Raw genomic sequence first — 22,277 nt, forward strand, 5'->3', positions numbered from 1 at the left:
GAAGGCATGCCTCAGGCAAATGGATTGCAGTTCACCGTCCGTGTCGGTGAGTTTCCCTCAGACGTTTTTTCTGTCGTCGGCTTTGCGCTGACCGAAGCCCTTTCCGAGTTGTTTCATGGCCGCTTGCAGCTGGCCAGTACCGATCCCGTTATTGGCGCCGCGGATGTGCTCGAGCAGCCCGTCGAACTGTTGGTCTGGCAGGATGGGGAACCGCTACGTCGCTTCACCGGCGTGGTCAGCGAGTTTGTTCGCGGCGACTCTGGCCACCGCCGAACCCGCTATGAACTGGTCATCCAGCCGCCGTTGTGGCGGTTGGGGTTGATGCACAACAGCCGGATTTTCCAGAAGCAACGTCCCGACGCCATTGCACGCACACTGCTGGAAGAGCGGGGCATCGTGGATTCGGTGTTTGAACTAAAGCGAGAGCCGGCGGAGCGGGAATACTGCGTTCAGCACCGAGAGAGCGATCTGGCGTTTCTAGAGCGACTGGCGGCTGAGGAAGGCTGGTATTACCGTTATCAGCATGGCGCGGTGGACGGCAGTGCATCGGCTGGCCTGATCGTGGCTGATCATCATGGCGATGCGCCGGTTCTGGTTCCGGTCGGATATAACGCCTCTGCGGGTGGCAGTCATCGTCAGATGTCGGTGTTCAAGTTTCGCTACCAGGAGCGGGTCCGAGCCGCTTCCGTTGCGCTCAAAGACTACACCTTCAAGAATCCCGCCTACGCCCTGATGCACGAGCAGAGTGCCAGCGCTGCTAACCACCGCGACGACTACCAGCATTTCGACTACCCGGGCCGATTCAAGGCCGATGCCAGTGGCCAGCCGTTTACCCAGGCCAAACTGGATGCGCTTCGAAACGACGCCAACACCGCCCACGGCGAGAGCAGTCGCCCGGACTTTGCGCCGGGGGCAAAGGTTGAACTCACCGACCACGACCAACCGAATCTGAACCGAGAATGGCTAATCACCGCTGTTACGCACCAAGGCAAACAACCGCAAGCTCTAGAGGAGGAGGGTGGGTCTGAGCCCACCACCTACCACAACAGCTTCAGCGCTATCCCCGCGAACCTCACCTGGCGCCCGCGGTGTCTTCACCGCCCCATCATGGACGGCCCACAGATCGCCATCGTTACCGGCCCCGAAGGTGAAGAGATTCACTGCGACGAACACGGCCGGGTGAAAGTGCGCTTTCCGTGGGATCGTTACAGCCAGAACGACGAACACAGCAGCGCCTGGCTGCGGGTCAGTCAGGGTTGGGCTGGCGGGCAATACGGTTTCATGGCGTTGCCGCGCATCGGCCATGAAGTGATTGTGTCCTTTCTGGATGGCGACCCGGACCAGCCTATCATCACCGGGCGCACTTACCACGCCACCAACACGCCACCGTATGCACTGCCGGAACACAAAACCCGCACCACCCTGAAAACCCAGACTCACAAAGGCGAGGGCAGCAACGAATTACGCTTCGAGGACGAAGCGGACAAGGAACAGATCTACGTCCACGCCCAGAAAGATCTGGACCTGCTCACCGAGCACAATCGCACTGAAGTGATCAAGAACGATAGTCACCTGACCGTAGAAAACCATCGCTTCAGCCACATCAAAGGCAATGCGCATCGCACGATCGATGGCGAGAAGCGAATGCAGACGGGCAAGGACCACAGTTTCTCGGTGGCAGGCACACTGCATCTGAAAGCGGGGGCGGCCTGGTTGAATGAAGCCGGCACAGAACTGCACATCAAGGCCGGGCAGAAGGCTGTCATCGAAGCCGGCGCGGAAATCACCCTCAAAGCCGGCGGTAGCTTTGTAAAGATCGACCCCAGCGGTGTCGCCCTGGGCGGAGCTGCGATCAAGATGAATGCCGGCGGAGCGGCAGGTAAGGGCAGTGGACAGAAAACGAAGGTGCCGGAAATGCCCGGGTTGATTGAAAGGGATGGTGAGGTGGTGCCGCCTGTGCAGCTGGATGATGTTGGTCAGCGAATGAATGCCGAGCCAAAGCCGGTGGTAGCTCATCGCCTGCAACAGGCGAGAATGAACAGGTCTGCGGTTGTTCAGAAATGCCAGGAACAGCCTGATGGTTCCTGCCCTCTCAGCAATTGCCCCTGCGGGAAAGCTCAGCAGGTGTAAACAAAGAGAGCGCACTTCATGGTTAAAACACCTGAAAAGCTGAATAGAACGCGGTTTCTTGTGCTCGAATCTCAGCATAAGACGCCCTTACTTCAGGAGCTGTACCAGACAGCGGAAGCCCCTTCGTGGCTGTACCTGTTTGCAGACACAGAATGGCAAGCTTATGTCGAAGAGGGACCGGTGCTTTTGGAAGCCGGACAGGAAAGTGAGGAATATCGCTGGGCCCTAAAAGCTCTGAAACAAGGTCGTCTTAGCGGACTGATTCTTGAATCACCGCAGGGACTTGATGCAGTAGCCAGATGGTTAAGGGAACGCTTAACCGTAAATATTGGTGGCCACCGCCAGGGGCTTCTTCGCTTTTACGATCCTTTGATCTGGGATCGGCTTGAACCCAAAACAAACGCTCATGCAGAGGTTCTAGAGCGGGTGATCTACTGGCATGGAAAGCCCGGGCAACAGCGCTGGATGACTACGGAAAATCCAGAACCCATTGCCATGTCGCCAGTGCCAGCACTGAACGAACAACAATGGTCGGCATTGAATGCAGTCAGCGCCTAGCCATGAATCTATCGTTTTAAGGGAAGGGAAATACAAGGATGTCTGAAGCTACATCTAGCAAAGCAGCAGGAAGCTGCGGCCCCGCATGCGAAGGCGAATCCTTGATCATCGAGGTGATCGGAAAGGATCACCCTGTGGGGCAGTCGTTCCGAATCTTTGACGAGAGCAATTATGAACAACAGGAGTGGTTGGAGAATCAGGTAAAGATTGAGGAACTTGAGGATTCAGTCCTCCATGTCTGGCCTTGGAAAGGGCAGCCGGAGCGGAATGTCTGGCTTGAGATTGATGCTGAAGAAGGTGCTCCAATCCGCGTGCCTTTTTTGAAGCAGACTGGCGCTGTTGACCGGCAAATGGAACGGCAACGCCACGTTATATTGCCAATCGTTCCCGCCACACTTATTTCAGGTGTTGAGGTTAAAGGCAACAATCCTGTTCACCATGTCATGTCACGCGCCGGTTTTTTGTATTTGTTCCACGAAGGCGTCCTATGGCGTGAGCTTGAGGTAAGAATCGACGAAGCCGGTGTCACCACCTATCACGATGTTCCGCTGTACCAGCACCGGAACCGAAACGACAATGACAAACTGAACCCCGCCTATCGAGACGTTACTGGGGCAGGGTTAAGTGAAATCTGGGCCCCGGCCTGTGTAGATGGCAGCTGGTTCACACTGGAAGCGGCGTACAGTGAGTCCCAGTGGCCGGGGGAGCGCATCAACCACCTCGAACGCTCAGGTTCTGATCGGCGTCACCGGTGTGATCGAATCGGCATGCGATTTACCCCAGACAGCAAAGAGAATGTTGAAACCCTGCTGATCAGCAACGGTAACACCACAGCGTTTCTGGCTAGCGAACTGGAGCCACAGCGCCCAAGAAAGCCTGCCGTTGAATGGGGATTTGATCGCCCTGAACAGTATTTGTTGGATACCCAGAGTAAATATCCCAAATCGGCTATGGATTCGGCACTGTCCATACATCAGCGACAGGAAGACCCGGATCCTGACGACCCGATTGCAGAAGATGAACGACCGGAGATGACGGCGTTAGCGAACTGCCTTCACAAGACAGTCCAAGAAGTAGAAAGTACAAATGCCCAGCAGTGCTTCGTTGAAGAGAAAGAGCCCTTCACTTGGTATGGCACCGAACCGGCGACGAACGACTGCACCGAAAGCGTGAGAACGCGTGCCATTGGGGTGATTCGCCTTGACGACCCTCTCTACCAGCTCCGTTACAACAACCAGCGACGCCAAGTTGCTGCTTGGTTCGCGAACGCCACGACGCGCCGCGCAAGAGCTAGACCCTATTTTGACTCTGCACTACTGGTCAACTCTGTTTTTGAGCCTGAACATATTGGGGGCAAAGCCAACGCGCTTCACAAACATATGTCCGAAGTGTTTGGTTCTGGGCGGAGAGAGTTCGAACGCTCGATCGCGTTATCGGAGCGCAGAATGGCCCGCGACTACCTGGACCAACTTCACACCGACTTGCTCCGTCGCTTGTCCGACGAGCGAACTCAACACGCGTTGACCGATCTGTTCACCCACTACAGCTATGACTACGCCGGGGCGTTCAAATTTGTATCCTCGCTGATTATGGATCTGGTGACGGAGCCGAAGGAGTGTGACGCTCTGGACGCGAGTGTCGAAGGTTCCGTTGATGGCAAAGGTAAGCGGTGGCTGGAGGAATTATGCGAGGGCAAACACAGCCGGGTTTTGTATTCACTGCTCTTCCCCCGGTTTTCTCCAGAGGATCAGGAAAAGCCCTACGAGCCACCATCGGAGCCGGACACCAATCACGGTAACGGACGTTTTCGTGGCACCGAACTGGCCGCAATGAGTGATAAAGGTCTACCCGAGTTCGATGAATTGAAAACAATAGATGGGCTTGAGTTGACCGCTGAGGCCGATGCCGGTGCCTATGAAACGCTGCTAACCGCCCACCTTCGCTTCGGTGGCCAGGTGCTGATGGGCATACATGGCAACATATGGGTGTCTATTCACCATGCCAGCCAAGCCATATTTGCAAGAAACGCCCAGCTCAGAGAGATCAAAGACGAATTAGAAGAACTGAGGCTCGAAAAAGCGCAATTGGAGAACCAGAGGTGGGCGCGGGAACGCAATATCAACAACCTCCATGCCAAGGCACAACAGCTCAGTGATATTCAGGGCAAACTGAATCGTTTGGAAAGCCAGCGTGAATCCTTGGTTCGTCAAAGAGACAGCCTGAGCAAGAAAGCGATTCTGGGGCAGATGAAGTTGTACTCCAATTCCTTGGAACAGCTAAGGCGCTCTCTCCCTGGCTTGCTTGGCATGATGGAGCTGATGCGTTTGTCCAAAGCCTTGCAAAAAGATTACTTCGTTTTCGAAATCAGTATACGGCGACCAGACGTAAACCGCGGCTCAGATGCCATTCGGTTGTTTGGTGATGTCCTTAATGTTGAAGGTGCGCAGTCGTTCGGTCAGAAGAAGGCAGAGGCATCGACAAATAAAGCTCGAGCACAGGCCGCAGGCATTGCCTCCGATGTTGCAGAAGACGCTTACGTGCTTGTGTTGCCCAAAACCGAAGAAATCGCCCAGATGGTCCAGAAGATCGCAGCAGCTGAATCTCGGTATCGGGATGCGGTGCACAAGCTAACGGATCTCGAAGACCTGAACGGCGTGAATCCTGACACCCCTGCCGCAGCAGCCGTAGCCGCACGGCGACTGAATGAGGCCAGAGCAGAAGTGGCAAAAGCTGAACAAGGTCTCAAAGACTTTGATCGCGATCTAGGGACACAGCGCGACGCTGCTGCTCGCAAAGCGAAATATGTGAGTGATGTCGAGGCGGCAAATGATGCTGCCAATCGAATCGACCAGGCGGAAATTGATAGCAAAAGGTCTGGCAGGCTTTACCGGGTGCTGAACAAACCGATCTTCCCGGTATTTGTGGGGATGTTGGAGATTTACAATGCATCGAGTGTGCTTTCCTGCTCATCACGGGAGGAGCGTATTAAAGGAGAAGATGCAGCGTTTGTTGGCCGATTTAGTGCGCGTTTTGATCTTGTAGCCACAGGTGCAGCGCTCAGTGATCGATGGATCCTCGGCCCTTCGAAGGTGCTTTCGCTAAGCCCTCCTGGAGAGTTTGGAAAGATGCTCGCGAGGCGTTTGGGGGCACCCTTGACGGTCCGGAGCGGCCTCGGTGTAGCTGCCGGCTTCCTGATGGCTCTCGATAGTGGACTGGACGCTATGTATGAGTACCGGATGGGTAACTATAAGGCCGCAGTTGGTAATGGGCTTCTTGCAGGTAGTGGGCTGGCTTTTGGGTTTGCGAGCCTCGTAGGCAAGGCAGGTACCTTCCTAGTGTTAGGCCCGGGTGCATGGTTGGCTGTTGGGGCTGCGTTGGCTGTTTCCGGTCTGGTCATGGTGTTTATGTTCAGTGAGGAGCCATTGGATATCTGGATGCGTCATGGGCCGTTCGGTCAATTGAACGAAAAACCATTCCTGAAGGAGCCTGCAGAGGCTTACTATCGGCTTATCAGTCTTTTGATGGGCGTCTCTGTCAGGCTTGAGCACAATCCATTGCGTCGCGCCGCCCAGTTAGGGGAACTGGAGGAAAGTGATAATAAGAGGATCAATGCGCTAGCGGCCTCGGCGGAACGAGTGGTTTTGGAAAGTGCGATACCAGGACTGTTCAATGCCAATGGCATTGTCGACATCATTCCCAAACTCCAGCTAGCGGAAACTATTGCGGTTGCAAAAGGACGGAACGCCCATGCCCGGACAAATCGGTTAACAGGGGAGGCCGTAAAGGAGCTTATCCTTTTGACAGAGCCTTCCGATGCGGGCGTTCACTTGTACCTGAATGCGCCGCAAAACAGTCGGCAGCGGATTGAATCCAGCTATTTCTGGCAACCTAACCGATGGGAAACCAGAACCTACCGCTGGTCTGCCAAAATTCAGGTCAAGGCGCTAAAAATGCTGGGAGAGAAACAGATGGTTTTTCCTGCACCGCCACCTGAGGACCCATTAACATACAGTGAGAAAAACAACGAGCATACTAAGCCTGATTTCGAGACCAGAGATCAGCCGTTTTGGTATAGCGAAAGGGTTCAAGAAAGTGGTTGATTCGAACATCAATGCTGTAAATGCTGGTGGTTACTACGAAGACACAGCGTATCGGTCGGGTGCCCTGCCTAAACAGGCTGATCAGCACGAGGAGATGAACCGGTCTACATTGGGGAGCTCTGCCAGTTTTAGGCTCCCATGGGGCAATGCCCGGAATGTTCTCCCTCCAGACTTCCTGAGTGACCATTCGCCCAAGAAGTTGAGAAAGTTAGAGAGGCGTGAAGACTTGGCCAAGAAAATTGGGCTTCAGTCAGAAAACAACCACGAGTGTTTCCGATATGCCACTCTGGCTTAAGGGCGCGCTTCTTTGAAATGATGAGTGTGCTTGGAAAGCTTTGGCTTTTCCTGGTTACACCTGTGGGCTTGGCTGATATCTTCCTAATGTCGCCATTATTTGAGAGTGATGGAGAGACTTGGTCTGAGTATCTTCATAGTATTGCTACCCCTCCGGTTATTCTCCTACTGGGAGGCGGGGCACTGCTGTGGTTTTTCTCATACATAACTGTCCGACTTTTTACCAGTTACCTCCTCAAAGCAGGCCGCGGCCCAGAATGGGAGCTCAACCGCCGAACCGGCATGGTCACGGTTTGGCAGTACCCCCGCAAACTGCCGTTGATGCCACGCAAGCCACCCGATGTTATTGAACATCCCTTCTATGAATTCGACGCCTGGTGCTGCGCACGAGTAGACCGCCATGGCAGTTTGTTTGATCTGTACTGTCTCATCGCTATAGCAAACTGGACGTTACTGTCGGCGACATTCTGGGGTCTCACGGGCACCCAAACATGTGCTATGCCTATTGGGATTTCATCCAGAATTACATGGACGTCACCAGGCCACTTCCGGATTTTCCTTTGATCGAAAAATACCGCGACATGGATCCGGTGACGGCAGAACACGACCGTGAGACTGATCGCCCAGAACGTTATTGGCGTGACATGCATATGGATACTTTCAAGAAAAAAGTCGATCGGATGCATACCGACGTCACTATTATCGACACGGTTTCACGAACGAATTTAATGGAGGAAAGGGTTCGTTACGCGACCTGAGTTCCTCAATTTGAGGCGTTATCGCGAGTTCCGTTTTACTCTAAAGTGCAGAATCAGTAGCTGAATTCTGCGGTGTCAGATGGGCCGCGGAAACTAACAACCGGTAGGATGATCGTTTTGCTGAAGTCGTTCTTGGTTTTGTCGATGGTTTTCTCCATGTCAGTCAGCGCCGGCGTTTATCGCTGGGTCGATGCCGATGGCAACACTCACTTTGGCGATCAGCCGCCGGCTGAAGTCGCGCCTAAGAAGGTCAAAGTAGCTCCGCCACCGGTCAGTAACGACGCTTCAGCCCAGGAGCGTCAGCAGCGCATGCAGGATTTCCTCTCGGAACAGCAAAAGGATCGGGAAGCGCGTCAGGTGGATCAGGCGAAAGCAGCAGAGCAAGCAGCTAATAAGGCGGATTTATGCGCCAAGATGCGGGCTCAGCTAAAGAACATGGCGCGGATCTCCACGTTCTACGATTTGGACGAAAACGGTGACCGGGTTTATGTCACCGAAGACGAGAATGAGCAGCTCCGGAAAGATTTCCGCGACAAGGTGAAGCAAGCGTGCGGTTGAGCCGCTCACTAAAAAGGCGCCCTTGAGGGCGCCTTTTTAGTTTCGCGTTTACCTTTTGGATCAGTTGCCGCCCCAGTTGGCGTGAGGGTCAGGCGTCATCCGCAGGTACGATTTCACGGCCTTGTAGCCCCCGGGGAAGCGTTGCTTGATCTCGTCTTCATCCTGCAGAGACGGCACGATGACAACGTCTCCGCCACGTTCCCAGTTACCAGGTGTGGCCACCTTGTGGTCATCGGTCAGTTGCAGTGAATCCACCACCCGCAGTACTTCGTTGAAATTGCGACCGGTGCTGGCCGGGTAGGTGATGATCAGGCGCACCTTCTTGTTCGGATCGATCACGAACAGGGAGCGAACGGTCAGGCTGCTGTCGGCATTCGGGTGGATCATGTCGTAAAGTTCCGACACTTTGCGATCCTGATCGGCGAGGATCGGGAAGTTGACCGAGCAGCCCTGAGTCTCGTTAATGTCCTTGATCCACTCCTGGTGGGAGTCGACCGGATCAACGCTCAATGCGATTGCCTTGACGTTGCGCTTGGCGAATTCGTCCTTGAGTTTGGCCGTCAGGCCGAGCTCCGTGGTGCACACGGGGGTGAAGTCTGCCGGGTGTGAAAACAGGATGCCCCAGCTGTCACCGAGCCAGTCATAGAACGATATCCGGCCTTCACTGGAATCCTGTTCGAAATCCGGTGCGGTATCTCCAAGACGTAAACTCATAAGCTCTTCTCCTTTTCTGCGACGTTCGGCAGGTGCCGTTTGCCCGGCATAAACCCTGCCGGAATGTTACTTCGCCCTGTCAACAGATGTGGGTTGTGCCAGGGCGAAATACAAGGGCGAGTTACAAGGAATCAGACATTACCCGGTGTTTTTTCCCGTTCGAAGTGCTCGCGTGTCAGCTTGAACACCACTGGGCTCAGCAACAGCAGGGCAATCAGGTTTGGCAGTGCATCATGGCGTTCAGGGTATCGGCTACCAGCCAGACAAAACCGAGGTTCAGCGTTGCGCCAACGGGAATCGCCAGAATCCAGGCAACCCGGTAAGGCACGATGGCTTTTACGCCGAACAGGAATTCGATGCAGCGCTCGCCGTAGAACGACCAGCCAAGGATGGTGGTGAATGCGAAGACCGCCAGGGCGATTGCCACCAGGTAGTTGCCAACGCCGGGCAGCGCTTCTGCGAAAGCCAGGGAGGTCAGCTCGGCGCCGGACACGCCTGAGGTCCAGACACCGGAGGTGATGATCACCAGCCCGGTGATGGTGCAGATGATGATGGTGTCGATAAAGGTGCCCAGCATGGCGACCATACCCTGGTTGATCGGGTTTTTGGTCTGGGCCGCAGCGTGCGCAATGGGAGCCGAACCAAGACCGGCTTCGTTAGAGAAAATACCCCGGGCCACACCGAACCGGATAGCTGCCCATACGGCTGCACCCGCGAAGCCACCTTCAGCGGCAATGGGGGAGAAAGCGTGTTGCACCACCATGGTCAGTGCCGCGGGGATATCGGCGGCGTTGATCGCCAGTACAATCAGGCCCGCGACCAGGTAGGAAATAGCCATCAGCGGCACCAGTGCACTGGCGACGTGACCAATCCGGCGAATACCGCCGATCAGGACGGCGCCGACCAGAACCATGAGGACGACACCGGTCAGCCAGTGCGGCAGGCCGAAGTTGGCCTCCATCACGTCGGCGACGGAGTTGGCCTGCACGGTATTGCCAATGCCAAAGCCAGCAATGGCCGCGAATACGGCGAAGAAGACACCCAGCCAGGCCCACTTTTTGCCCAGACCATTACGAATGTAGTACATCGGGCCGCCAACATGGTCGCCACGCTCGTCTACTTCTCGGAAGCGCACCGCCAGAACGGCCTCAGAATACTTGGTGGCCATGCCAACGAGGGCAGTCAGCCACATCCAGAACAGCGCGCCGGGGCCACCGAGGAATACGGCCGTGGCTACACCAGCGATGTTGCCGGTGCCCACCGTGGCCGACAGGGCGGTCATCAGGGCCTGGAACGGAGGGATCTCGCCTTCTGACTCGGCACCGGTAGCCTTACGGCCCTGCCACATCAACCGGAACCCGGCACCTAGCTTCAACACTGGCATCAGTTTGAGGCCAAGGCTGAGGAATAGCCCGACACCGAGAATAAGTACCAGCATGGGAGGGCCCCACACCAGCGAATTGAGTTGTCCAACGAGTTCAGATATGGCTTCCATGGGGATCTCCCGAAGTTAGCGATAGTTGCCCTTAATTGTTGCCCTTTTGAGGCGTAACCCCCGGAGTTTAAGCAATAAAATCTCGCTGTAAACTATCTGCCCGGTTTTCTGTTTTCCTTTCCCGGGGCGATTGCCTATGTTTATAGATAGAGGCCCGCGTTCTGGCCGGGACATCTGAACCCAACGGGAGGAGACCTGCCCATGCGTTCACTGAAAGTCTCTGATGTAATGTCGAATCATATTGAGCCTGTCCGCTGCGGCACGCTGCTGACCCGAGTGGTGAAATCCCTACTGCAAAATCATGTCACCGGGTTGCCGGTCGTTGACGACCAACGACACGTGCTGGGTTTTGTGTCGGAACAGGATTGCATTCACGCGCTGCTGGTCAGCAGTTACCACTGCGAGGGCGACCCCATCGTGGACGACGTGATGTTCCGTGAGCCGGTTACGGTTTCTCCGGACATGGCGGTAGTGGATCTGGCGCAGAATCTTGGTGCGGGAAAGCCCAAGGTCTATCCGGTGGTTGACCATGGCAAACTGATCGGTATTGTGACGCGTACTGCCATCCTGGCAGAGTTGGCGCGTGCCGGGTGTGGTATTGAGTTGCCCAAGTACGCCAGCGCCGACGACTGAGAATCTCTTTATCTGGTGAGGGTGCTATGGAACTGTTATCCACGAACGTTTGTTTTGACGGTGAGCATCGTCGCTATCGTCATCACTCCGCGACCCTGGAGTGTGACATGGAATTTGCCGTGTTCCTGCCGCCAGGTGCGGTAGCGCAAAATCCACTTAAGGCTCCTGTGCTGTACTGGTTATCCGGCTTGACCTGCACGGACCAGAATTTCATGCAGAAAGCGGGCGCCATGAAGCACGCCGCCAAACTGGGATTGGCCATTGTTTGCCCGGACACCAGTCCAAGAGGGCTGAATTTGCCGGGCGAGGATGACAGCTATGATTTCGGAACCGGTGCGGGCTTCTATATCAACGCCACGGAGCAACCCTGGGCGCCACACTATCGAATGTACGATTATGTGGTTAAGGAACTGCCACAGCTGGTAGAGGATCAGCTGCCAGTAACTGACCAGCGGTCTGTGAGCGGTCACTCCATGGGAGGCCACGGTGCGCTTATTGCGGCGCTGAAAAACCCGGGCCGATACGCCTCGGTTTCTGCGTTCGCACCCATCGCGAACCCGAGCGAGTGTCCCTGGGGCCAAAAGGCCTTCACCGGCTACCTCGGTGGCGATACGAAAGCGTGGGAGGAGTGGGATGCCACCCTGTTAATCCCGACTGCCCGCGAGCGCCTGCCACTGCTGGTGGACCAGGGCACCGCTGATGAGTTTCTGGACAGCCAGTTGAATCCGGATGCGCTGGCGGAAGTCTGCGAAACCTTCCATCACCACATAAATCTGCGCATGCACCGGGGCTATGATCACAGCTATTTCTTCATTGCCTCATTCATTGATGACCATCTGGATCATCACGCCCAGGCCCTCGGCTTACGCTGAGCCGACAGGGCGGGCCTAGGACCTGAAGCCCCAGATCAGGCTGAAATCCATGGATGGCATGACTTCGGGCTCTTCCAGAGCCCGAATGTTGTACTCCAGCACGCTGGTGTCCCGCTCAAAAGTGCCGCTGTAGCGATTGCCCCGAGGGCCGAAGATAGCCTTAACGAAGGGGCCGCGGGCGCGCACCGGGCGGCCGCAGACCACGCCCACTTCATTGTTATCAAGCCGCACGAGAACGCCGGGTGGGTAGTCTCCCAGAACCTTGAGCAGAGCCCTGGGAATGGCTGGCCGGAAGGTGCCGTCGCCCAGTGTGGCAATCAGGCGGCGGGCATCGCTGACGTTCAGTCGGGTCCGGTAGCTCGCTTGGTGATCATAGCCACGTAACGCTCGCATAAGGCCAGAATTTCCGCCTCCGGCCGGATTTCAGTGCCACTCAGCCCATATGGATAGCCTTTGCCGTCTGCCTGCTCATGATGCTGGGAAATGATGGTGGCGATCAATTTGTTGTCGATGCCGGCCTCCTGCAGTGCCTGCACGCTCCGTTCCGGATGTTTGCTGATGACCTGGCGCTGGTTCGGCTGAGCAGCTTATTGGAGGCATTGAGTTGGTCTGCAACGGGCACCAATGCGAGATTGGCGGTCAGTGCGGCGGCAATGAGTACGCTGGTGCGTTTGTCATCCAGACCGAACTGGCGCGCGGTGAACTGGCTGAGAATAGCGTAGAACAGAATCTGCTCAAGAATAGTGGGGCCGATGGAGTACAGGTGCACCAGGGCAAGGCTGGCGTCCGGCGCTTCGCTGCAGGTGCGCTCGATCATCCGGGTTAGCCCCATCAGCCGTTTTTGGGCGGAGGGATCACCATCGGTTATGGCGTTCAGGGTCGCTTCAAGGGTCTGGAGCAGATCGGCGTAGTCGGCGAAGGGATTGCGTTGCCGATGGTCCTCAACAATCTCTTCCTGCGGACGCTCAATTTTGCGGGGTTTGAAGCGGCCACGTTCGAACAGTTGCTCCAGCTGGTTATCCGACTGAATCACATAGCCCTGGCGCAGCAGTACGTTGCCATTGGCATCGTACACGTTCCAGGGTAGTGGCCGGCCCAACTCCAGCGCGCCGGGTGCGATTCGGACAAGAGTGTTCAATATCAAGAATCCAATTTACAGGTTTAGAATTATTGAAGTGTAACCCTCAACGACATCTTTGCTCTATATCCCTTTGATACGGATTGATTCTTTTACTCTATTTGACAGTAGCAGGCGGGCTGTTTGTGGTAAAAAATGATTGTGGGTTCACATTTTGTGACGATGCGTCATCGATTTGTAAAATCTCTGGCCAGCAGGAAGAACGAGCGCCTGCGTTGGGCTATGCTAGCGAACTAAACATAATACTGGTTGGGTATGTCCCAAATGTTTTACCGCCTTAAAACGGATTTTCGGCTATCGATCATTACTCTGCTGGGTGCCAGTGCGATCCTGGGCATCACGCCTTTTGCTGTGTATCGTTTCTTGCAGGGCAACCTCCTGGCAGCCGTTGTCGATGTCGTTATCCTCGCGGGAATCGTCGGCAGTGTGGCCTGTGCCTGGGTAACGGGCCGAACGAAACGCAGTGGTTTGTTCCTGGCGGTTATGACCTCTTCCAGCGCCGTTGTTGTTGGCGCGTTGACCGGAGAGCCAGGGTTGTTCTGGTTATTCCCGTGTCTGGTAACCAGCTTCTTTCTGGCCAGCCCACGCCTGGCCATCCTCATTAACCTGAGTGCCATTTCGGCCATGATGGCCCAGACTGAGATCTTTCGCTCGTTGGTGCAGATGTGGTCCTTTGCCGCTGGCGCTGTGGTTGTCAGTGCCAGTGCCTATGTCTTTGCTTTTCGTAATGAGTCCCAGCGGGAGCGGCTGGAGCACCTGGCTACCATTGATCCACTAACGGGCGTTCGCAATCGCCGGTCGATGGATCAGGAGCTGGCGTGGGCGGTCGCCAACGCCGATCGCAGCGGAGGGGTCTACTCCATCGCCCTGCTCGATATCGATCACTTCAAACAGATCAACGACCGGTATGGCCACGGCGTTGGCGACTCTGTGCTGGTAGAAATGGTGGCCTTGATTCAGCAGCATACCCGTCGCACCGACCGTTTGTTCCGCTACGGTGGCGAAGAGTTTGTGCTGTTGTTACCGGACACCTGCGATGAGGGCCTGAAAACAGTACTCAACAACCTGCAGCAGGTGCTCCGAAAATATTTAAGACATCCAGGTGGAACGGTGACGGCATCCTTTGGGGTGGCCCAGTTGATAAAACGGGAAGACGTGGATGCTTGGCTTGGTCGCGCCGATGCTGCGCTCTATCAGGCCAAGGAGTCTGGCCGAGACTGCATTATTTATGCTCAAGCTCCTTCGGAGCATACCGAAAAAGCCGCCAGCCGAGCAGAATACTCGCTGACATAAGCCCACCAGTCAGACCCACCCAGAAACCGGCCGCGCCCATGGCTGGCCAGAGCACATCCGTGAAGGTCAGCAGATAACCCAGTGGAAGTCCCACTCCCCAGAACGAAAACAGCATGATGAACATGGGGATACGGGTGTCCTTGTAGCCCCTCAAGGCGCTGATGCAGGTGACCTGAATCACGTCGGCAATCTGGAACAGTGCGGCAAACAGAAGCAGCCGGATGGTCACCTGTTGCACCTCGATTTCGCCGGTGTAGAGCGCGGCGATGCCCTCGGAAAAAACCCACAGCAATACCGCGAACACCAGTGCCGTGGCGGCCGCCAATATCAGTGAGCTGCGGGAGATCAGTCGGGCCGTGTCCGGTGCCCCGGCTCCAATCAGGAAACTGACCCGCAAGGTCAACGCCATGCCGATACTCAAAGGCAGCATGAACAGCAGCGAAACCACGTTCAGGGCGATCTGGTGGCCGGCGACCACGACCGGTCCCAGCGGGGCCAGGAACAGGGCAATGACTGAAAACATGCTGGCCTCCACGAAGATGGTGAAGCCAATCGGCACGCCAAGTTTCAATATGTAGATCAGGCCAGCGAGCTCCGGTTTGGCCCAGTCCGCGAGCAGGTGAAACCGACGGTAGGCGTGGCTGCGGTTGAGGTACACCAGCAGTGCCACGGCGGCGATGCCGTTGGACAGGGAAGTAGCCCAGCCGCAGCCAACCCCGCCCATGGCGGGCAGGCCGAATTTGCCGTAGATGAAAATGTAATTCAGCGGCAGGTTGATCAGGGTGCTCAGTACCGAAAACGCCATGATCACCCGGGTGTGGCCCAGGCCGTCGGTTAACCCCCGAAGTGCGGTCATCATCAGCATGGCCGGCACACCCCAGGCAAAGGCGTCGAGGTAGCCCTGGGTTATCCCGGCGGTATCGCGCTCCAGGTTAAGCAGGGCCAGCACCGGATGCACGTTGGTTAACAGCAGGATCATGATCACCGAGCCGGCGGCCGCCAGATACAACCCCTGCCAGGTGGCGGGCATGATCTTTTCAAGGGTGCGGGAACCGTTGTAGCCGGAAATGATCGGTTGCAGGGCGCCCAGAAGGCCCATGAAAAACAGGAACAAAGGCATCCACAGGCTGCTGCCGATGCCCACGGCGGCCAGATCCCTGGCGCTGGCGTGGCCGGCCATAACGGTATCGATGACGCCGTTCGCCATCTGGGCAATCTGGGCAATCAGAATCGGGCCGCCGAGCACTGCCAGGGTGCGCCATTCGATCAGGGTGCGGGTCACCAGCGGCTGGCGCACTTCCGGTAATGGCTGATGAGTTTCGTCCATGGCTGGGCTGGTCCGGGTTGTTGGGATTTTGGGTATGCAGGCCGGGCATGGTAACCGATTGGGCGGAACCCCGGCATCGGTGTTTATGCGCCTTTTCGCCACTGCAACGCCGGCCCAAAAGCGGTAAAGTACGCGCCTCGATTTCAAAGGGTGGCAGTGACAATGGGATTACTGGTTTTTGTTACGGTGCTGTGGGCATTCTCGTTCAGCCTGATCGGCGAATTCCTGGCTGGCCAGGTGGACAGTGATTTCGCGGTGCTCAGCCGTGTGTTGTTGGGTGCTTTGGTGTTTCTTCCTTTCACGCGCTGGCGCGGTGTGCCGAGTGGCATGAAACTGGGCATCCTGGTTACCGGCATGCTGCAGTTTGGTATCACCTACCTGTGTCTGTACCGCTCCTTTAGTTACCTGAGTGTGCCGGAAGTACTGCTGTTCACCATTTTCACGCCCCTGTACGTAACCCTGATTGATGACGCGCTGTTCCGGCGTTTCTCACCGGTGGCGCTAATTGCTGCCGCGGTTGCCACTCTGGGCGCGGGGATCATCCGCTATGATGGCCTGAGTGAAGATTTCATTACCGGTTTCCTGTTGCTGCAGGTGGCTAACTTTACCTTTGCCGCCGGCCAGGTGGGTTACAAGCACGTCATGCAGCGCCATCAGCTGGCCCTGCCGGCCTATCGCACCTTCGGCTACTTTTTCATCGGCGCGCTGGTAATTGCACTGCCGTCGTTCCTGATCTTCGGTAATCCGGACCGCCTGCCGACCACCTCGCTGCAGTGGGGCATCCTGGCCTGGCTGGGCCTGGCGGCCTCAGGACTGGGCCTGTTCCTGTGGAATCGCGGCGCCTGTTACGTGGATGCCGGCACCCTGGCGATCATGAACAATGCCCTGGTGCCCGCCGGTTTGCTGGTGAACCTGTTGATCTGGAACCGGGATGCGGACCTCACCCGCCTGGCTATAGGTGGTGGGGTGATTGCGCTTTCCCTGTGGCTAAATGCCCGTTTCCATCCTCGGGCGCGTCTTGCGGCCCGAACCGCGGGCGCCAGCGCCGACTGACACCGCCAGGTAGTCCGCACCGAAATCGATAGTTCGCCAGCACTGGCATCAGGCCGCCAGTGCTGGCAGAATTCCGCCCCGACAGCCTGGGCCCGGCCCCGGCGTGAGTATTCGCTCCTTATTCCTCAGCCAAAAGCACAGGAAATTATCATGACTCAGTCCAACTCGGCTTCGGGCAATGGCGCAGAGGCAGCCCGTGGTCTCTGGTCCTCCCGGTTGGCATTTATTCTTGCGGCAACCGGTTCTGCTGTAGGTCTCGGCAATATCTGGAAGTTTCCCTACGTCACCGGTGAAAACGGCGGCGGCGCCTTTGTGCTGGTGTATCTGTTGTGCATCGCGATCATCGGTATCCCCATCCTGATGGCCGAGGTGTTTATCGGCCGGAATGGCCGGCACAACCCCATTACCAGCATGCGGCTGGTGGCAGAGCGCAACCTGAAATCGCCGATGTGGCGGATTTCGGCCATCGTGGGCATGATTGCGGCGTTCGTGATCCTGTCTTTCTACTCGGTGATTGGCGGTTGGTCGGCGTCTTACGTGGGCCATGCGGCTATGGGTGATTTCACCGGCGGCACCGCGGAGTCCATTGGCGATCTGTTCGGTGGCTTGCTGGCCAGCCCGGTCCAGTTGTTGATCTGGCACACCGTGTTCATGGCGCTGGTGGTGCTGGTGGTGTCCCGCGGGCTCAAAGGTGGCTTGGAGAAGGCCGCCACCATCCTGATGCCGGCCCTGTTTATCCTGCTGCTGGTGGCCGTGGGTTATGCCACCACCACCGGGCACTTTGGTGAGGCGGTCAGTTTCCTGTTCACACCGGATTTCGGCGCCTGTCGGTCAGCGGTGTGCTGATTGCCCTGGGCCACGCCTTCTTCACTCTGAGCCTGGGTATGGCGATCATGATGCTTACGGCTCGTACCTGGGCCGGGACATCTCCATTGCCCGCACTGCCATCAGTGTGGCGGTGATGGATACCGGCGTCGCCTTGCTGGCGGGCCTAGCCATTTTCCCGGTGGTGTTTGCCAATGGCCTGGAGGCCGGAGCTGGTCCGGGGCTGATCTTCCAGACCCTGCCGCTGGCGTTTGGCAACATGCCCATGGGCGGGCTGTTCGGCACCCTGTTCTTCGTGTTGCTGCTGTTCGCCGCCTGGACCTCGGGTATTTCGCTGCTGGAGCCGGTGGTTGAATGGGTTGAGGAAAAGACCAGCATGGCCCGTACCGGCAGTGCCATCCTGGTGGGCATCCTTTGCTGGGGCCTGGGTATCGCCTCGATTCTGTCTCTCAACGTCTGGTCCGATGTGGCACCCCTGGCGATGTTCGAGCGGTTCGAGGGCAAGACCATCTTCGACCTGCTGGATTTCTTCACCGCCAATATCATGCTGCCCCTGTCCGGTCTGTTGACCGCGGTGTTTGTGGGCTGGTTCGTGGCGAAGGAATCCCTGAAGCTGGATCTGGCGCTCGACGGCCGCGGCTTCCAGCTCTGGTTCGGGCTGATCCGTTACGTGACGCCAGTGGCGGTTATCATCGTGTTTGCGTACAACCTGATGGGCTGAGTAAATACCGCTTTACCGCTAAAGAAAACCGGCCCTGGAAAGGGCCGGTTTTTTTATGCCTGGTTCACTCGGCTTCGGAAAAGGCCCGGAGTTCATCCAGGTGCGGACGAATCGCCTCGACGTCCGCCGGTGGCGCATTTTTCGCACTTTCCATAGCGCCCATGGCGCCTTCCATCATGGCCCGCATCTGAGCTTTCTGGGTTTCGGTCATGTGCGGGCTGTTTTCGATTTCCGCCATGGCTTCGGCGATTTCCCGTTGGGCCTGGGGGTTCTGTTCCTGCAATTCGATGGCCATCCAGGCCCGGAAGATCCGGTCGCCGGTCGTGCTCCACTCTTCCATATTGCTGAAGCCGTGGTCCTGAGCGATATCCTCCAGCCGAGAGTAAACGGGTCGGCCTTTCATCTGCTGAACTATATCCGAAAAAAGTCGTGAGAAATCTGGCGCCTCTTTGTCGGCTTCCATCTCATCAGTAAGTGCTTCAAGTTCTGGTTCAAGAGCTTCGGCAGCGGTGAGGCTGGCAATGAACGACTGGATTCGTGATTCGGTCAGTGCCTCGGCGGAGGCAGGGAGGGAGCCAAGGGCAAGTATTATTGCCAGGATCGGCAACAGGAAACGGGCGAACCACGTAGTTGGATTGGGATGGGGGTCAGGCATGGGAACTCTCCTTGTCGAAAAGCCCCGGTTCTGCGATCCCCGGGGCCTTATCTGAGAGTAATCCCTGAATTGTGAATCTGCCAGCTTGGCCAGCTACCCTATCCGATCAGAAGAACAGGTCGGGTAACCAGGTGGCAATTTCCGGGAACACCATGATCAAACCGAGGCCAACGATCTCCACCAGCACGAACGGAACGATGGATCGGTAGATGTCGCCCATGGTGATGCCTGGCGGCACGATACCTTTCAGGTAGAACAGGTTGAAGCCGAACGGCGGCGTCATGTAGCCAATTTCCATGTTGATCACGAACAGGATGCCGAACCAGATCGGATCGAACCCGAGGCTTTCAACAATGGGCATGAACACCGGTAGCGTGATCAGCATGATACCGACCGGGTCCAGAACCATGGCCAGCAGGAACACTATCACCATCATTGCGATGATGATGCCCCAGGGGCCACCCGGAATCATGTTCATCAGGCTTTCGATCAGCTCTTGTGCGCCCATGCTCTGGTAGGCGGCGCTAAAGGCGTGCGCCGCAAACAGGATCCACATGATCATGCCGGTCAGCTTGAAGGTGCGGATCGCCGCTTCCTGCAGCACACTCCATTTGAACTGCCGATAGACCGCGGCCGAGATCAGTGCACCGAGCACACCCATGGCGGCGGCTTCGGTCGGCGTGGTGATGCCGCCGATGATTGAGCCCAGCACCATAATGACGACACCGATCGGCAACAGCACCGCTCGCAGCGCGCGGAATTTCTCAGGCCAGCTCGCGCGCTCTTCTTCCGGCAGTGCCGGCGCCAGTTCCGGCTGCAGGTGGCAGCGTACAATGATGTAGATGGCGGTGAGTACCATCAGCAGCACGCCCGGCATGATGCCGGCCGCGAACATTTTGCCCACGGAGACACCGGTGATCAGCGCGTACAGGATCATCAGGATGCTGGGCGGAATCAGGATGCCCCAGCCGCCGCCGGTGTTGATCACGCCCAGCGCCATGCTCTTGTCGTAGCCGCGTTCCAGCATGGAGGGCAGGGCAATGGTGCCCATGGCAACAACGGCCGCACCACTGATGCCCACCATGGCGGCGAACACCGCGCAGATGCCCAGGGTGCCCAGCGCCAGGCCGCCCCGGAGGCCGCCGCACCAGAGGTGCATCATGCGGTAGAGATCCCGGGCTACCCCGGTGCGCTCCAGGATCATGGCCATGAAGACGAACAGAGGTATGGCCACCAGGGTAAAGCTGCCCATGGTGCCCCAGATCTGGGAGGCGACCATGTAGAAGGAGTCGAAGCCCCAGGTGAAATACAGGAACACCACCGACACGCCGCCCAGCACGAACGCCAGCGGCAGGCCTAGTAGCAGGAAGAACAGCAGCGCTGCAAAGAACATCAGGGTCAGGGCTTCAATACTCACAACTGTTCTCCCTCAGGTTCGCCCTGATCCGGCGTGTAGTAATCCAGGTTGAAGGCTATGGCAATGTCCTCCAGCAGCTTGACCAGTCCCTGCAGCACCAACAGGCCAGTCCCGAGAGGGATCGCCAGTTTCACGGGCCAGATAGGCGGGTTCCAGGCCGAATAAGAGGTCTCCCAGCTGGAGATGGACTCCTGGGCCATATCGATCCCGAACCAGAGCAGGGCCAGGGTAAAAATAAAGAAAATCACCGAGGTGAACAGGTCCAGCACCGCCCGCTTGCGCGGTTTCAGGTGAGAGTGCAGCAGGTCGACATTCACGTGGCCCCGGTGGGCCATGATGTAGCCACCGGACATCACCGCGTAGATGCCGAACAGCATCTGGGTGAATTCGTTGGTCCACACCGTGGGGGCATTCAGCAGATAGCGAAAGCCCACCTCCAGCAGCAGGAACGCGAACATCGCAAATATGAGCAGGGCTATCCAGCGCCCGACAAAGTCGTTGAGACGGGTAACCCCTCTCATGAATGCACTCAGCACACTCATGGCATTCTCCAGAAGGACGGTGACTGTATTTCGCAAGAAAAGGCCGGAGTCGATTGGCTCCGGCCTGCAAGCTGTAGGTTAACCTGGATTAGAGGTAGCCAAGCTCCGAGAGATAGCTCTTCAGCATGTCCAGGGCTTTCTGAGCATTGTCGCTGCGCTTGCCTTCTTCGTCCCACATGGACTGTGCAGTCTGCACCAGTTTGTCCTGAACGTTGTCTGGCAGCACGTTAACTTCGACACCCTGCTCGGCAATGGCCTTGGCCAGAGTGATTCGCTCTTTATACAGGTACTCGTTGGTGCGAACCCAGAACTGCTCGCTCAGCGCATCCTTGACGATTTTCTGCATATCTTCTGGCAGCTTATCGAGCGCCTTCTGGCTGACAATGATGCGTCGGTGCCGGCGATGTTCAGGGCTGGCTGAACGTGGTACTTGGCCACTTCATAAAGACCCATGCTGAAAGCACCCTGTGAGGCGCCCCAGTGCGCGCCGTCCACGATGCCGGAATCCAGTGCCGAGTAGAGTTCGCTGCCAGGAATGTAGGAGGCAGCAGCACCGGCTTCGGTCAGGAAGGTCTGCAGTGCACCGGAGGAGCGGATCTTCAGGCTGGTGAAGTCGTCCCAGTTGGTGATCGGTTGCTTAACCACCATTTCGGTCGGGTACACCTTGTCGGTCGCCCAGTAAACTCCGTGCTCGGCGGCTTCTTCGCGAAGCATCTGCTCAAAGCCCAGGTTCTGGTGGAAATAGGCCGCTTCCCAGACGTTGCGGAATGCGAACGGCAGGCCAGAGGCGATGCCCGCCAGGGATACCTTGTCCTGAGCGTAAGCCGGCGAGATGGTGCCCATCTCCAGAATGCCACGGCTGACGGCGTTGAAGATTTCTTTGGATTTGAACAGGGCGCCGGCTTCGTAGAGCTTCAGCTGCAGGCGGCCATCTGTGCGTTCGTCCAGAACCCGCTGCAAACGCATTAAACTGTCGGTGTAAGAGCTGCTTGATCCGGGCCAGTGTGACTGGACCTTCCAGGTGTAAGTGTCCTGGGCGGCGGCCGGTGCCGCGCTCAGCGCAGCTGAGATGCCCAGAGTTAACGCCGAGGCGTATACGGTCAGACTCTTACGAGCGTGTGCGAACAGGTTCATGACAGACCTCATAATTGTTGTGTTCGTTTTGTTTTTAGTTTCACTGTGCAGAACTTGTGA

General features: G+C 57.0%; 17 protein-coding genes and 3 pseudogenes. 10 read left to right on the forward strand and 10 right to left on the reverse strand.

The genetic code is table 11. The features are described 5' to 3' along the window. Window positions 1-6 precede the first annotated feature (6 nt). From AU14_RS15510 to AU14_RS15535, 5 genes are all read left to right on the forward strand, one after another. Window positions 7-2,130, forward strand: coding sequence for a type VI secretion system Vgr family protein (locus AU14_RS15510; RefSeq protein WP_041344047.1), 2,124 nt, complete (start codon window positions 7-9; stop codon window positions 2,128-2,130). An 18-nt stretch (window positions 2,131-2,148) separates the two neighbouring features. Beyond that, window positions 2,149-2,688, forward strand: a complete 540-nt coding sequence (locus AU14_RS15515) for a DUF4123 domain-containing protein (protein ID WP_041342279.1) — start codon at window positions 2,149-2,151, stop codon at window positions 2,686-2,688. Between the two features lie 101 nt (window positions 2,689-2,789). Then, a complete protein-coding gene (locus tag AU14_RS15520) occupies window positions 2,790-6,788 on the forward strand; it encodes a hypothetical protein (protein ID WP_236744138.1) in 3,999 nt (1,332 codons plus the stop codon). 785 nt (window positions 6,789-7,573) lie between these two features. Then, window positions 7,574-7,840, forward strand: a complete 267-nt coding sequence (locus tag AU14_RS22100; RefSeq protein ID WP_052472084.1) for a hypothetical protein — start codon at window positions 7,574-7,576, stop codon at window positions 7,838-7,840. Window positions 7,841-7,957: 117 nt separating this feature from the next. Next, window positions 7,958-8,398 (forward strand): DUF4124 domain-containing protein, encoded by a 441-nt coding sequence (locus tag AU14_RS15535; RefSeq protein ID WP_236744139.1) that lies wholly within the window; start codon window positions 7,958-7,960, stop codon window positions 8,396-8,398. Window positions 8,399-8,458: 60 nt separating this feature from the next. On the opposite strand, the gene AU14_RS15540 is transcribed toward AU14_RS15535, so the two are convergent. Together AU14_RS15540 and AU14_RS15545 are read right to left on the reverse strand one after the other, a co-directional pair. Next, window positions 8,459-9,112, reverse strand: coding sequence for a peroxiredoxin (locus tag AU14_RS15540; RefSeq protein WP_041342290.1), 654 nt, complete (start codon window positions 9,110-9,112; stop codon window positions 8,459-8,461). A 131-nt stretch (window positions 9,113-9,243) separates the two neighbouring features. Further along, window positions 9,244-10,607 (reverse strand): annotated as a pseudogene (locus tag AU14_RS15545) (alanine/glycine:cation symporter family protein). A gap of 201 nt (window positions 10,608-10,808) precedes the next feature. On the opposite strand from AU14_RS15545, the gene AU14_RS15550 reads away from it, so the two are divergent. Continuing rightward, entirely contained in the window at window positions 10,809-11,240 is a 432-nt protein-coding gene (locus AU14_RS15550; RefSeq protein ID WP_041342293.1) for a CBS domain-containing protein, read from the forward strand. A 26-nt stretch (window positions 11,241-11,266) separates the two neighbouring features. Further along, a complete protein-coding gene (gene fghA / locus AU14_RS15555) occupies window positions 11,267-12,112 on the forward strand; it encodes an S-formylglutathione hydrolase (RefSeq protein WP_041342295.1) in 846 nt (281 codons plus the stop codon). 15 nt (window positions 12,113-12,127) lie between these two features. Here the strand turns inward: fghA and AU14_RS22105 are convergent, their stop codons facing one another. The 3 genes from AU14_RS22105 to AU14_RS22115 are packed head-to-tail and all read right to left on the reverse strand — an operon-like array spanning window position 12,128 to window position 13,250. After that, window positions 12,128-12,505, reverse strand: coding sequence for a hypothetical protein (locus AU14_RS22105; protein ID WP_236744140.1), 378 nt, complete (start codon window positions 12,503-12,505; stop codon window positions 12,128-12,130). Continuing rightward, window positions 12,454-12,648, reverse strand: coding sequence for an HD-GYP domain-containing protein (locus AU14_RS22110; RefSeq protein ID WP_236744141.1), 195 nt, complete (start codon window positions 12,646-12,648; stop codon window positions 12,454-12,456). The genes AU14_RS22105 and AU14_RS22110 overlap by 52 nt, the downstream gene beginning before the upstream one ends. Continuing rightward, on the reverse strand, window positions 12,609-13,250 hold the full coding sequence (locus AU14_RS22115; protein ID WP_236744142.1) for a hypothetical protein: 642 nt from the start codon (window positions 13,248-13,250) through the stop codon (window positions 12,609-12,611). Before AU14_RS22115 ends, AU14_RS22110 begins: the two co-directional genes overlap by 40 nt. Before the next feature lie 264 nt (window positions 13,251-13,514). On the opposite strand from AU14_RS22115, the gene AU14_RS15565 reads away from it, so the two are divergent. Continuing rightward, window positions 13,515-14,543 (forward strand): GGDEF domain-containing protein, encoded by a 1,029-nt coding sequence (locus AU14_RS15565; protein WP_041342298.1) that lies wholly within the window; start codon window positions 13,515-13,517, stop codon window positions 14,541-14,543. Here AU14_RS15565 and AU14_RS15570 read toward each other — a convergent pair. Continuing rightward, window positions 14,473-15,870, reverse strand: coding sequence for an MATE family efflux transporter (locus AU14_RS15570; RefSeq protein ID WP_041342301.1), 1,398 nt, complete (start codon window positions 15,868-15,870; stop codon window positions 14,473-14,475). The genes AU14_RS15565 and AU14_RS15570 overlap by 71 nt on opposite strands. 162 nt (window positions 15,871-16,032) lie before the next feature. Here AU14_RS15570 and AU14_RS15575 point away from each other — a divergent pair, with 162 nt between their 5' ends. Both AU14_RS15575 and AU14_RS15580 read left to right on the forward strand, forming a co-directional pair. Further along, entirely contained in the window at window positions 16,033-16,923 is an 891-nt protein-coding gene (locus AU14_RS15575; protein ID WP_041342304.1) for a carboxylate/amino acid/amine transporter, read from the forward strand. Window positions 16,924-17,073: 150 nt separating this feature from the next. Further along, window positions 17,074-18,469: pseudogene (locus tag AU14_RS15580) on the forward strand (sodium-dependent transporter). Window positions 18,470-18,533: 64 nt separating this feature from the next. Here the strand turns inward: AU14_RS15580 and AU14_RS15585 are convergent. The 4 genes and pseudogenes from AU14_RS15585 to dctP form a co-directional block, all read right to left on the reverse strand. Further along, a complete protein-coding gene (locus AU14_RS15585; RefSeq protein WP_052472085.1) occupies window positions 18,534-19,124 on the reverse strand; it encodes a hypothetical protein in 591 nt (196 codons plus the stop codon). 106 nt (window positions 19,125-19,230) lie between these two features. Beyond that, a complete protein-coding gene (locus AU14_RS15590) occupies window positions 19,231-20,541 on the reverse strand; it encodes a TRAP transporter large permease (RefSeq protein WP_041342307.1) in 1,311 nt (436 codons plus the stop codon). Further along, window positions 20,538-21,083: a TRAP transporter small permease subunit gene (locus AU14_RS15595; RefSeq protein ID WP_041342311.1), complete on the reverse strand. Its 546-nt coding sequence runs from the start codon at window positions 21,081-21,083 to the stop codon at window positions 20,538-20,540. The genes AU14_RS15590 and AU14_RS15595 overlap by 4 nt, the downstream gene beginning before the upstream one ends. An 88-nt stretch (window positions 21,084-21,171) precedes the next feature. Continuing rightward, window positions 21,172-22,217 (reverse strand): annotated as a pseudogene (gene dctP / locus AU14_RS15600) (TRAP transporter substrate-binding protein DctP). Between the last annotated feature and the right edge of the window lie 60 nt (window positions 22,218-22,277).

This window comes from Marinobacter similis (assembly GCF_000830985.1).
Lineage (GTDB): Bacteria > Pseudomonadota > Gammaproteobacteria > Pseudomonadales > Oleiphilaceae > Marinobacter > Marinobacter similis.